The organism is Segatella copri (assembly GCF_019249765.2).
In the GTDB taxonomy this organism is placed as follows: domain Bacteria; phylum Bacteroidota; class Bacteroidia; order Bacteroidales; family Bacteroidaceae; genus Prevotella; species Prevotella copri_K.
This window is the reverse complement of the sequence record NZ_CP152484.1, coordinates 1-13,549: the sequence shown is the minus strand read 5'-3', so window position 1 is coordinate 13,549 and position 13,549 is coordinate 1. Positions and strand designations below refer to the sequence as shown.

The 13,549-nt window shown below is 45.0% G+C and carries 10 protein-coding genes; 2 read left to right on the top strand and 8 right to left on the bottom strand.

What is annotated here, in order from left to right; all coding sequences use genetic code 11:
• Positions 1–424: 424 nt before the first annotated feature.
• The 7 genes from KUA46_RS00050 to KUA46_RS00020 form a co-directional block, all read right to left on the bottom strand.
• Positions 425–1,735, bottom strand: coding sequence for an ATP-binding protein (locus KUA46_RS00050; protein ID WP_118082016.1), 1,311 nt, complete (start codon positions 1,733–1,735; stop codon positions 425–427).
• A gap of 302 nt (positions 1,736–2,037) precedes the next feature.
• Positions 2,038–2,442: a hypothetical protein gene (locus KUA46_RS00045; RefSeq protein ID WP_153093238.1), complete on the bottom strand. Its 405-nt coding sequence runs from the start codon at positions 2,440–2,442 to the stop codon at positions 2,038–2,040.
• Positions 2,443–2,613: 171 nt separating this feature from the next.
• Positions 2,614–2,775, bottom strand: a complete 162-nt coding sequence (locus KUA46_RS00040; protein WP_218486682.1) for a hypothetical protein — start codon at positions 2,773–2,775, stop codon at positions 2,614–2,616.
• Between the two features lie 24 nt (positions 2,776–2,799).
• A complete protein-coding gene (locus tag KUA46_RS00035; RefSeq protein WP_218486683.1) occupies positions 2,800–5,292 on the bottom strand; it encodes a BspA family leucine-rich repeat surface protein in 2,493 nt (830 codons plus the stop codon).
• Between the two features lie 92 nt (positions 5,293–5,384).
• Positions 5,385–5,645, bottom strand: coding sequence for a hypothetical protein (locus KUA46_RS00030; protein ID WP_022120788.1), 261 nt, complete (start codon positions 5,643–5,645; stop codon positions 5,385–5,387).
• 116 nt (positions 5,646–5,761) lie between these two features.
• A complete protein-coding gene (locus KUA46_RS00025) occupies positions 5,762–6,913 on the bottom strand; it encodes an AraC family transcriptional regulator (protein ID WP_256624995.1) in 1,152 nt (383 codons plus the stop codon).
• 478 nt (positions 6,914–7,391) lie between these two features.
• Positions 7,392–8,714, bottom strand: coding sequence for a RagB/SusD family nutrient uptake outer membrane protein (locus tag KUA46_RS00020; protein WP_022121396.1), 1,323 nt, complete (start codon positions 8,712–8,714; stop codon positions 7,392–7,394).
• Between the two features lie 307 nt (positions 8,715–9,021).
• Here KUA46_RS00020 and KUA46_RS00015 point away from each other — a divergent pair, with 307 nt between their 5' ends.
• Both KUA46_RS00015 and pnuC read left to right on the top strand, forming a co-directional pair.
• A complete protein-coding gene (locus tag KUA46_RS00015; RefSeq protein ID WP_194257182.1) occupies positions 9,022–11,382 on the top strand; it encodes a TonB-dependent receptor in 2,361 nt (786 codons plus the stop codon).
• 12 nt (positions 11,383–11,394) lie between these two features.
• Positions 11,395–11,985 carry a nicotinamide riboside transporter PnuC gene (gene pnuC / locus KUA46_RS00010; RefSeq protein ID WP_006847825.1) on the top strand — a complete coding sequence of 197 codons (591 nt, stop codon included), beginning with the start codon at positions 11,395–11,397 and terminating at the stop codon, positions 11,983–11,985.
• 148 nt (positions 11,986–12,133) lie between these two features.
• Here pnuC and dnaA read toward each other — a convergent pair whose 3' ends face one another.
• On the bottom strand, positions 12,134–13,549 hold the full coding sequence (gene dnaA, locus KUA46_RS00005) for a chromosomal replication initiator protein DnaA (RefSeq protein ID WP_153138951.1): 1,416 nt from the start codon (positions 13,547–13,549) through the stop codon (positions 12,134–12,136).

The following is a 13,549-nucleotide window of genomic DNA, read 5'->3' as shown; positions in this document are numbered from 1 at the left end:
TGTTGTCTGATAGTCGGGAATCCATCCATGATTGGTTTCCGGTTGCAAAAGTATATAAAATGTCTGATATTTGTTGGTCGATTAAATAATTAAGTGGTAAAAATGGCCACCTGTTTTTACAACTGCATTTGATTATCAGGACTTTACATTTTTCATAGTTCTAAAAATAAGTGGTAGATTTATAATGGTAAAAGATACAATTATAGAAGAAAAAAACTGTTTTCTGATGATTCAGCCAGAAGATTTATGCAGACAATTCAACAAATGAGTTGTAATATAAGCAATCCCGATTTATCTCTTCACTCTTCACCTTCTCGCCCGTAACCCCTCTGTTTATCGGGGTTTCGGGAGGTGAAGAGTTTTCTTTATCTCTTCACCCACTCTTCACCCCTCTTCACCCATATATCTTTTTTCTCATTAAAAATTATTTAAAAATCAGTTTCTCCGTTCTATCAGCCAGGAAAAGAGGGATGTTGATAAAGGAATCATCCCTCTTGAGATTAAGCATCGAATATCTGATGCGCAAACCAGGTGAGTACCTTTTGTTATACTCTATCAAACTACGCCCCGTGACACTGGTACCCGACTTCACTTCCACCGGAATAACTTCCAAACCACGCTGAACAATAAATTCCACTTCTGCTTTATTACCCGAAGCCCAATAATGGGAACAATTAACGCCATTAGCCACTAGACTCTGAAGAATATAATTCTCTGCCAAAGCGCCCTTATATTCTTTAAATATAGGATTATCAACCAGATAAGCCTCAGGACTCAAATCAGCAAGCACTCTCAATAATCCCACATCAAGACTATAAATCTTGAAGATGCTCAAATCTTCATACGATTTCAAAGGAACTTGCGGAGTAGAGCACAAGCTTACCTTATATATCAATCCCGCATTTTTAAGCCATGTAAGAGCATCCTCATATTCCCTCGCTCTTGCACCAGGACGAACCAGCTGATAAACAAACTTTCTATTTTCCTTAGCCAACTGTGACGGCAAAGACTTCCAAACATGCGAAATCCTATTAGCCAGTAAAGGCGTAGCATGCTTCACAAAGTCCAAGGAATAATCTTGCAAGATATTACGTAGAGTTGTTTCCACGCCACTCAGATCCTTTTCTATCATCTTCATTGCCGCAGCTGGCATTCCACCAGATATACGATAGGCAGTAAATGCCTGAGAAAGTCTATCAAAAAAAACGTCAGGAAGAGGTTCCAAGCTATCTATTGACATATAATATTGGTAAAGCCTTTCATCTCGCTGCTCCAAAAACTCAGAAAAAGTGACAGGATACATATTTATATGGTCAACCTTACCCACAGGAAACGAAAAGCCTTGATGACCAAAAGCCAACCCCAAAAGAGAACCAGCACAAGCCACAACATATTCCGGCGTCTTTTCGCAGAAATATTTCATGGCGCTAATGGCTTCCGGACAGTCTTGTATCTCATCAAGAATAAGCAAAGTCTTCTGAGGCAAAATAGGTTCTGAAGTAAGATATGACAATTGCTCGATGATTTGCAGCGGGTTCTTGGTCTTGCGAAAGATATCGCAGACTCCCTCTTCTTCATTGAGACTAAAATATGCGCAATGCTCAAAATATTCTTCTCCGAACTTCTGAAGTACAGAAGTCTTTCCTACTTGTCGAGCGCCCAGCATAATCAATGGCTTACGGTCTTTTTTAGCTCTCCATTGTTTTAATTCTTGAATAATTATTCTATTAAACATTTTTTAGCACCTCCATCGTTAAAGTGCGGAAAATGTGTAAGTTTGCACATTTTTGATACTTCTTTTGTGAAATTTTCCACATTTTCCACACTTGAGTTTTATTTTTCATCGCAAAGATACTAAAAAAACGACAAGCAAACAAGCATTTACTACATTTTTAACCAACTTTATTACATCATTAATTTCAAGAGGAGCATAAGACCATCCGTAAGATTCTTTCTAGCTCATTAAAAAAAAGCGGAAAAAGCCCCCGAAGCGTAATAGCTCCGGGGGCTTTCCGTATTTATCACCAGGCATTGTATCTACTGAATCTGCAGTATCTGGTCTTCCGTCAAACCAGTTATTTCCTGGATTGTCGCCTCATCCATACCTTTTGCCAGCATATTCTTAGCAATCTCAATACTTCTTTGGCTTTTGCCTACTTCTTCGCCTTTTGCCATGCCTTCTTCCATTCCTTTCTGGTACCTGTCATCCAGGAGGGTTCTTTCAACACTTACCGAATCCCAGAATTTGTCATAGGCACGGAGCTCGGCATCTGTAAAGCCAGAAATCTCCAGCTCCTCTGTTGTCGGCAGATATTGTTGCTGTTGTATCAGTTCATCTTCATTGAGTGACTGAAGGGTATTCAGAAGGTTTTTCAATCGATCGGGATGATTGCCGAATATCTTCTTGAACGTGAGGTCTGCCTTAGGGTCTAAGTACTTCATAACCTTTCTGTTTTAAAATGATACCGCAAAGTTACGATTTTATTTTCATATCAGCAAGAGATTTCTGATAAAAATTATGAAACAGCCCCCGAAGCGTAATAGCTCCGGGGGCTTTTTATTTTGCCCCAGGCATCAGATGTGCTGCCTGGGACTACGATAGAGAATCAGGGGCTAGTCTGCCCAAATACCCTTATTTGTATCCCAGAAATCCTTCACATTTTCATTGCTGTAATCCTCTTCTGACGCCTTCGGGATAACAGAGCCGGCGAGGATGGCTGTGGTTTCCATTTCCATGACGCTAACCACTGGCTTGATATATCTTTTCTTTTTCATATCTATTTTTATTACTATTTTTTATTACTTGATGATAACCTTCATGGTCTTGCCGCCACGCTTCACGATGTTTATGCCCTTCTGCAAATTCTGGAGGCGACGACCCTGGAGATCGTAGTATTCAGCCTTGCTATCTGCTGTAGTCTCCAACTGCTCGATGGCTGTGGTGCTGCCGCCGACGCTGATGCTGAACATTCTGGCACCTGCTGCAGGAGCAGAAGAGTTATCTGCCATGTAAGCACGGAAAGGCTTGCTGCCCACAGACTCTGTTGTTGTTTTATCCAACAGCTTGGCTGGGTTCATCAGCTTGGAGCCCTTCACGATGTAGCAGTTGTTATCAGTATCCTTGCTGAACTCCTTCTGGGTATAGAGTCCCTGGAGCTGATAGTTGCCATTAGCGGTTTCTGCAGTCTGAACATCTTTTTCAATCTCCTTGTCGGATACAGTGAAGTTGAGCTTTGTTGCTCCATCCTTCATCTTGATGATAACAGGAGTACCAGCCTCGATCCTTGTCTTTATCTCTTCGAGTTCTACGGTTTCTGTAACATCATCAGCCGAAAGGAGCTTGAAGGCACGGAAGTTCTGATTCTGCAGTGATACCTCGAATGGCAGGCAGAGCGTAGCCCAAGTAGTGCCTTCCTTCATTGTGCGGCTATAAGATGCAGCCTTAGCTGCGAATGGCTCGTAAGCCACGAAATCCTTATCGTCATCAAGTACGAGATTATCCGTAGCAAGAGTTTCTCCCGTTGCTCCTATCTTCTCATCGCCATTCTTGCCTACCAGCTTGGTGAAGTAGCCAGTCTTGTAGTTTGCGTATTTGTAATTCTCTTTGTCTGTGTTCTTGTTATACTCTATAAAACCTTTGAGTTTTATACAATTAAAGAACATATTAGAACCTGTTTCTACGTTGGTCGTTACAAACTCATCGCTGGCGTAGATGGTTGTGAGAGCGGAGCACTCATTGAACATCTGACTCATATCCGTCACTTCCGCTGTGTTGAACTTTGTGAGGTTGAGCGAGGTGAGACCTGAGCATTTTTTGAACATAAAGCACATATCCATCACTTTCGCTGTGTTAAAGTTAGTGAGGTCGAGCGAGGTGAGAGCGGAGCATCCATAGAACATATAGGCCATAGAAATCACATTTCCGGTGTCGAAATTAGTAACATCAAGAGATTTGAGACCAGAGCATTTCATGAACATAGAGTACATATTCCTTACTTTCGCTGTATTGAACTTAGTGACGTCGAGCGAGGTGAGACCTGAGCAGTTATTGAACATATAGAACATATTCGTCACATTTCTGGTGTCGAAATTAGTAACATCTAGAGATTTGAGACTAGAGCAGTTTGAGAACATAGACATAAGAGTCGTCACATTCGCTGTATTGAACTTAGTGACGTCGAGCGAGGTGAGATCTGAGCAGCTCGCAAACATGAGGGCCATATTCGTCACCTTCTCGGTATTAAGATTCTCGATGCCTTCTATATTGACCAGATTTTTGCATTCATAGAACCAGTAATAACAGCTTGTTGGTCTTGCATTGGCAAACGAAGCATCGAAGACCACCTTCTTGATTTCATTTTTATGCGTACGCCACCCTGGATCAGTAATCCCCACATTTAGGTCATAAGCTCCTTCGGGCTTGACTCCCTTGTAACGGAATGTAAGAGTTCCAGTAGCATTGTCAAACTCGGCATACCCACATCCAGGAGTAAAGTAACCATCCGTGCCGCAGTTGGCATAGTTGTGGTCGGTCTTGCTGGCAACATACTCTAATGTTGTGCCTTTGAGCGAGGTGCAATCATAGAACATATTATAACTATATTCAACCTTGTCCGTAACAAAATTATCGCTGGCGTAGATGGTTGTGAGAGCGGAGCAGCTATAGAACATATTGTTCATACCCGTCACATTCGCGGTATTGAAATAAGTAACATCTAGCGAGGTGAGAGATGAGCAGCATTCGAACATACTGTTCATATTCGTCACCTTCGCGGTATTGAAATGAGTAACATCTAGCGAGGTGAGAGATGAGCAGTAAGCAAACAAGCGGTTCATATTCGTCACCTTCGCGGTATTGAAATGAGTAACATCTAGCGAGGTGAGAGATGAGCAGTTAAAGAACATGTAGCTCATATTCGTCACCTTCTCTGTATTCAGATATTCCAGACCTGTAATTGTTTTCAGTTTTGTGAGATTCGCAAAGAATTTGTACAACGATGTAGGAGTGTATGTGCTAAAGCTCTTATCGAAAACAATGTGCACAATTGTGCCATTCCCTAAATTATTAATGATAGTAGCCACCGTCATCTTATCTTCCACCCAAGCACTATTTTTAGGAAGGGTTTCACCCACATTTTTCTTGAAAGTCAAAGTTTGGGTAGAGGATTCATACGTTGCTATATACTTAGAACTGGAAGCTGCCTTCTGCGCCACCATGCGGGCTGGCAGAAGCAACAACATGAGCAACATCAATGGGAACAGAGCGAATCTACGGATTATCGCCCCCCCCATTGTTAATACGGCCGGCTTGCGACCCATTGGATTGATTGGTAAATCTTTTCATCATTAATAAATATGTTTTGTTATTATTTTTTATCAAGAAATTACTGAATACTGATTGCCATCAGACTGACTACCAGACACACGAACGTGATAAACACTACGCCGAGAATGAGGCAGATATAGAAACGCCCTCTCCTGATGAAATCACCCAAGCTGAAATGATACATCGGGTAATCATCAAGATAGGTCCTATATTCCCTCACCATGACATTAATCATGATGCCAACATAAATGAGGAGAAACAAAGCTACTATCAGGATAGCCTGTTCTTCTTTGGCTAATGATTCTATTATACTTTTCATGGTGCAAAGATAGTGTTTTTCTTTGAAACAAGGTGTCGCATTCCCCCACATAGGTGTCGCATTCCTACAAAAAAGGTGTCTCATTCGTGGGGAATGCGACACCTAATACATACTTTTTAACAGTTTTTCTCTCTCCAAGCCGTAGGAGAGCAGCCTTCTTTCTCTTTAAACATACGGTAGAGATGGGTACGGGAAGAGAAGCCGCACTCAGCAGAAATGATGTCATTACCGAAGTCGGGGTTATCCAACATCATCTTCTTGGCAGCCTCAAAACGCACCTCGGCAAGCCAGGGGCGGAAGGTGGTATTGAGACAGGATGAGAGGTAGCGCGACAACTCGTATCTGCTGATATTCAACGAACGTGACAGGGTAATCATATTCAGCGACGTATCCCTATAACCCTTGGTAGCACACCATTCATCCAACTTCTCACGGACGATCTTCTGCCGTCTTTCTGAACGCAGTGATTGTAAAGTTTCTTTCTTATCATCAAGTTCTTCATCCTGCAGTTCTAAACAGGCATTGTCTTCCACACTTTCCATGGCAGCCTCCTCTTCTTCCTCCTTATCCAGAAGTTCTTCGGTAGGCATGTAATTATAGCCCAAAGCCATGAAACTGAGCGTGAAGAAAAAGACAGCAAGCAGTCCCAGAGGTCCGATTACATATAGAGATTTGGTGGAAAGGACTGCAAAAGGCAGGGCTACTGCAGGGAAAAAGACGATGAATACACTGGCTCGCGCATATCTCACGTAAGGCAGAATATCGTAACCAGCCATCACCTCCAGCATTCTTCTGCGCTTTCTGATTTCCACTATTATCATATAGATGCAATAGGCCACGCTGAAGGCGAACAGGACTATCATCACATAAATCCAGCTGCCGATATGGAAGTTTCCGCTCTGGATAAAGCCGATGCAGAAGGCAGCCAATATGGCGGCATAAATGCTGGCGCAAACGATGCTCATCTTCCGGCGGTTGGCATGCGTTGCCTCGATATTGTAAATGCCAATAGAGATGAGCGAGAAGCAAGGGGGATAGACCAGAATGTTGAAAACGGCCCCCACAGCAGCGTCTTGAGCCCGGAAGCCCAGAAGCATCTGCATGAGAAATTGTATGGCCAATCCTACCATGGCTCCGATAATCAGCCACCGTGACACTTCATATCGCCGGTTCATCCACTTCATGTGCAGTCGGGTAATACCCAGGATGAGGATATTGACGAGCATAAATAGGAAACAGGCGAACTGCAATAAATATAATGTATCCATTTCGTTCTTATTTTTGTATTTGGCATCTGCCAAGATTACTGTTAACACGTTAAAACGTATGCAAAAGTACAAATTTTATTTTTAAATGGAGGGGAGAAATGGGGAAAAAGTGAATAAAAGGACGAAAAAAAATGGTTTTATTTATCGGGAACAGCAGACTGGCGAAACTAGAACAGCAGACTAGCGATAGGAAGAACAGTGGGCTGTCTGAGCCAAACAGCGAATGAAAACCGGTTTGCCAGGTTTTTAAATAACCGAAATATCACAATGGTTACGGCTGATATCAGAAAAGAAGAAGAAAAATTGATTTTACTCTTCACTCTTCACCCAATCGCTGGGAATGCCTTTATATAAAGGGGATTCGAGAGGTGAAGAGTGGGTGAAGAGAGGTGAAGAGTTACAAAAAACTCTTCACCCTCCGCAACGCCTTTATATAAAGGGGATTCGAGCTATCGGGTGAAGAGTGAAGAGTTTTTGGCTATTCCATTGCCTCATATCCTTTATTCTGAACCAACTTGCCATTGAAGGCAAGACTTCGCTGAGGTATCGGGAAGACGATGGAACAGGACGAGAGAGCGGACTGAACAGAACGGCGAAGATGCGAGGACTTGAGGAACTTGCCGAAACGGATAAGATCCTGACGGTGACAGGTCTCGCCCGCCAGCACAACCTGACGGTCTTCCAGAATATTGGCAAGCGAAGACTTGCGCGCAGGCAAACCGGCATGCGCACGAACCATATTATACTCTGCCCTGCCATCCCCATCGTTGCGCTCCATCGCCTCAGCCTTCATCAGCAAAACATCAGCATAACGGAAACGGAACAGAGGTTTGGCTGGTCGGGAATGCTGAACAGAATCAGCCTCATCCATCACCAGCGCATCCTTCGGCATCAGATAACGCGCAGAACTGTTGAAGATTTCATCCTTCTCTAAACTGCAGCCCTCATCAGCCAATCTGTTGCAATAGAAGATGCAGGTTTCCCAAGCATTCAATATCTTGCTGCGGTTCTCACTCGCCTTGCCGCCCGTAATGAGCGAGGCGCCATCGGCAGTACGCACCATAAATTCCAGGTCCCTACCCTTCGGACGCTTCCTGTAACCCTGCTCCCAATCGTTGTACATATAGATTTCAGCATTCAGCGCCAGCTTAGCCAGCAGGAAGTTGACCACAGGCTGCGTGATGCGCCCATAATGAGAGCCTTCCTCCAAACTGGACGTCTGAGGAAGATAAGGCAACACCTGCTGCAATTCGCTGAAGATGAAATGGAAGATTTCGCTCCGTTCGCTCTGAGCCGACAGCTTTTCATCGGTAACCGAAGAGCCCGAAGCCGGTTCATAGATGAGTGATTCTGCCGCAGACAGGAGTACCGGAATCCTGCCATACAAATCCATCGCCTCATAATACATCATGGCTCTGATGGCACGCACCTCAGCCTTGAACTGCGCCTTTTTGTTATCGGTAAGCCGTACTGACTGTAAATCTATCATATCCAGCGACTTGTTGCACATACCGATAGCCCGATAAAGATATTGCCAGGAAGAATAAAGCTGCTCATCATCAGGAGAAAGAGAAAGCAGACTGTCCAGACGCTGAATATCGCGGATGCCTTCCCCATCTATCGTTCCACCCATAAAATCATATAAAGGAGCTATGGTCGTATCGAATATTTCAGACGCAGAACCATTGCTGCCACCCCCATCGAGCTGATCCTTAGGATGCTCATTCAAGCACGATGAGAATGCCAACAGGGTCAGGAAAGAGATGACCCAAGTGAACAAATGTGAAATATACCGTCTCATAATCCTATCACATGAAGTTTAGGTTTCAAACTGTCAAGACTGCGAATAACAGCAATCCGACTGCAAATATAAGAAAAAAGAATGATAAAAGGACACAAATATAGTAAAAATCTACGTAAATTTTGCGGTTATCAAATTTATTTGTACCTTTGCACCCGGTTAGCAGAGAGCTAACTAAGGGGTGCTACCGCCGGAAAAGAGAAAAAAGCGGATGCTGAGAATATACCCATCGACCTGAACCAGGTAATGCTGGCGTAGGAAAATAAGGCACATTCCCCCCTTATATAGATGTTTTTAATTTAAATAAATGAAAAGATTCAACGGGATCGCACTCAGTGTAGCGTTTTGCTCTTTGGCAAGCCAGGCTGCACTGGCACAGACAAAAATCGACACCTTGAAGGTGCAGAATTTGAATGAAGTGATTGTAAAAGGCGTACGTGCCGCAAAGGAAGCTCCATACGCCGTGGCTAACATCAGGAAATCAGAACTCAAACAATTCTCTTGCTCAGGTCAGGAATTGCCATTTCTCCTTTCTCGTACACCGGGCATTCTCGCCTGGAGTGAGAACGGTATCGGCACCGGTACTACCTATATGCGCATTCGTGGCGCTGCCGGAAGCCGCATCAATGTAACACTCGACGGAGTGGCTCTCAACTCACCGGAAGACCAGACCGTTTTCTGGGCTAACATGAACAGTTATTCTTCGCTCCTGGGCAGCATCCAGGTACAGCGCGGCGTAGGCTCTTCTACCAATGGCGACGGTGCCTTCGGTGGAAGCATCTCTATGGCTACAGCTGCTCCTTCGCTCACCCCTACTGCAGAAGTTACCGGTTCTTTCGGTTCTTACAATACCTATCATACAGGCGCCAGCTTCTCTACAGGTCTGCTCGGCAAGCATCTGATTTTTGACGGTGCTTATCACGAGACAGCTACCGACGGTTATGTAGACGGCACAGCAGGCCGCTCAGGTTCTTACTATGGCGGACTGACCTGGCTGGGCGATAACTTCAAGATAAGCTACAAGAACATCGGCAACTTCGAGAAGACCGGTCAGGCTTGGAGCGGTGTGCTGGGCGGAGATTACAACTCTAGCTTCACCCTCCTTGAGGATGGCATCCGCACTTATAAAGATATGTATAAGGCAGGTCTGGATAAGTTTAACGTGCTGACAGGTGATTTGGTTCGCAACGGCAAGGGCGATTATACCATCACTCCTTATACCCTGCGCGACGGAAGCAAATGGGACAAGACTACTGATAACTTCTATCAGAACCACAACATTCTTTCGGCTACCTGGACACCAAGCAGCCACTGGAGCCACAGCCTCTCACTGCATTATACCTATGGCTACGGCTACTACAAGGAGTTTAAGAACAACGCCAAGTTTGCCAAGTTCGGACTCGTTTACAAGGATGCAGAAGGCAACAAGGTTAAGAAGTCTGACTTCATCCGCAAGAAGGGACTCACCCAGCATACCTACGGCATGGTATACAATACCAACTACAAGGATGAGCACTGGGATGTTATCGGCGGATTGAACCTGCAGCAGTTCCGCGGCAACCACTGGGGATACCTTACTTATATCGCCAACCAGGATGCCGAGAAGAAGTTCTTCGGCAGCAACGGCCAGTATAAGTACTATGATTCTGATGCCCACAAGTATGACTACAGCGCCTTCATCAAGGCAAGCTATCGCTTTGCAGACTACTGGAATGCCTTCGCTGACCTGCAGTATCGCCGTGTAGAATACAAGACCGACGGTATCAACGATAAATTTATCGCCCAGGCAGATGGCAGCTACAAGAACCAGGAGCTGAACATCAACGAGAAGTACAACTTCTTCAATCCTAAGGCAGGTATCAGCTTCAACAAGGATGGCCATAAGGCATACGCATCTGTAGCCTACAGCAACCGTGAGCCAGAGCGCAACAACTTTACCGACAACTTCAACTATCCATTCCCTAAAGAGGAGAAGCTGCTCGATGTAGAGTTCGGCTATCAGTATCAGGGCGACAACTGGCATGCAGGCGCCAACTTCTACTATATGGATTATGACAACCAGCTGGCTCAGACCGGACAGTTGAGTGACATCGGCGAGGCGCTGACCACCAACATCAAGGATTCTTACCGTATGGGCGTAGAGCTGACAGCCGGCTGGGCACCATTGTCATGGTTGTCTGTAGAAGGAAATGCCGCTTTGAGCAAGAACAAGATCAAGGACTTTGATGAGTATGTAAGCAACTGGGAAGACGATACGAAGCCAGGCGTAGTACATTACGACAACTCAACCCTGTCTTATTCTCCATCAGCTATCCTGAACGGATTCATCGACATCCACTATGCCGGTTTCTCAGCTACCTGGCACACCAACTTTGTAAGTCGCCAGTATATTACCAACACAGAAGACCGCGACTTCTCACTACCATGCTATTCACAGAGCGACCTGAGCCTGAACTACAGCGCTAAGGTAACCAAGGCACTCGGCATCAAGGAGGTAAGCTTCGGTGTGGACATCAACAATATCTTCAACCGCCACTATGCTGCCAGCGCATTCACCTGGGGCAATGCTACCGGTTACGGATATACATTGGACAAACGATTCAAGCAGATAGCCTACATCCCGATGGCAGATACCACCTGGATGACGCATCTTACATTGAAGTTCTAATCAGAAATCATCATGATGGATTATATTGCATCACATGGTTTAGACATCTTTACCACGGTACTCGGACTGGTTTATATCCTGTTGGAGTACCGTGCCAGTATCTGGCTCTGGCTGGTAGGCATCATCATGCCCGCCCTGGACGTATGGCTCTATTGGAGTCATGGTCTTTACGGCGATGCGGGTATGGCGGTCTATTATACGATAGCCGGTATATATGGTTATGCCGTATGGAAATATGGCAAGAAGCACAACCAGAAGGAGAAAGAAGAACTTCCGATTACCTATATGAAGAAGTCGCTCTATCTCCCTACTCTTCTGTTCTTCCTGGCAGCCTGGGGCATCACCTATTATATACTGATAACTTTCACCAACTCTACAGTTCCTCTGCAAGACAGTTTCACCAATGCCCTGAGCTTTGTGGGTCTCTGGGCGCTGGCACGCAAATATATCGAGCAGTGGTTTTTCTGGATTATCGTAGATGCCGTTTGCTTCTATCTCTATATCGTCAAAGGCATCCCATTCAAGGCAGGACTTTACGGTCTCTACGTCATCATCGCCGTAGCCGGATACTTTAAATGGAAGAAGATGATGAAAAAGAGTTGATAGTTTACAGTTAACAGTTTATAGACGGAAAAAGGAAGCCAAGGCAAAAACAAACTTGCCAGGCTTCCTTTATTTCATTTATATAAACAAGAACCACTATACCAAGGTTCCGCGCTTAAACTTATCCTATCAGCGAAAAGCACATCCTTTATGCCCTTTTCACCTTTAATCCGTTTTCGATACTAACCAGTTCATCGTTGAATCCAGCATCAATCTTCAGCCTTTCTTCCACTTTTGTACAACTGTGGATAACTGTGCTATGATCACGATTACCAACGAGTTTGCCGATTCTCGAAGCAGGCATTTTGGTATATTTCTGTGCCAGATACATCGTTACCTGTCTTGCCACGACATAATCACGCTTACGGCTCTTGCTGTTCACGGCAGTAACCGTTACATTATAATGATGGCAAACCGTTTCTACGATGTCATCGATGGTGAGCGGCTTATCATCCACCTTCACCGCACGCTTGATGACGCGCTCGGCAAGACGGATATCAATGCTGCTGTTATAAACGATGCTGTAAGCCAGAAGACCATTGATGGCTCCCTGCAAATCGCGCACACTTCCGTTACAGGTCTGGGCGATGAAAGAGATGACATCTACCGGAATCTTCAAACCGTCACGACGGATCTTATTGCTCAGGATATCCACACACAACTGGATATTCGGCTTCTCCAACTCGCAGACCAGACCGCAAGAGAAACGGGTAAGCAGACGGTCTGGCATATCCTTCAACTCTACCGGAGGGCGGTCGCACGCCAGGATAATACGCTTTCCGTTGCGGAAAAGGTGGTTGAAGATATGGAAGAAGGTATTCAGCGTCTTCGCCTTACCAGCCCACTCCTGGATATCATCCACAATCAGCATATCGATAGACTGATAGAAATTGATGAAATCATTGCTCGCATTATGGAGCACGGCATCGGTATACTGGGTCTGGAAAAGACGGGCACTCACATAGAGCACACGCTTCTGAGGATACATCTGCTTCGCTTTCAGGCCGATGGCATTCACCAGATGCGTCTTACCGCTACCCGAAGGTCCGTAAATGAACATTGGGTTAAACTGGGTGGTGTTGGGATGCTCGGCAATAGACAATCCTACGGAACGAGGCAGCTTATTGCTGTCACCCTCCATATAATTGTTGAAAGTAAGCTTCGGGTCTAACTGTGTATCAATGTCTTCCTGCTGCTGGGGAGCGGCAGGCTGGGCAGCCGTCTGCTGGGCACGCTCACGAGTTTGCTTTGCCATATCAGCATCGTCTGGATCTGCCTCTATATCTTGAGAAAGCTTATGCTCCTTATCGGTTACAACACGATAAGTGAGACGGATTCCTTCACCAAAATTACGATGCAGCACCTTACTTAACAAGTCAACGAAGTTCTGTTCCAAGTACTCGTATACGAACGGACTCGGAACCTGCACCAACAAAGTCTTTGTCGACGGCTTGTACGATTCAAAGACGATTGGCTTGAACCATGTGTTATATTGCTGCTCTGTTACACTGTCCTTTATGAGCAAAAGACTGTTGTCCCAGAGGGCTTTTGGACTTGCTAACAT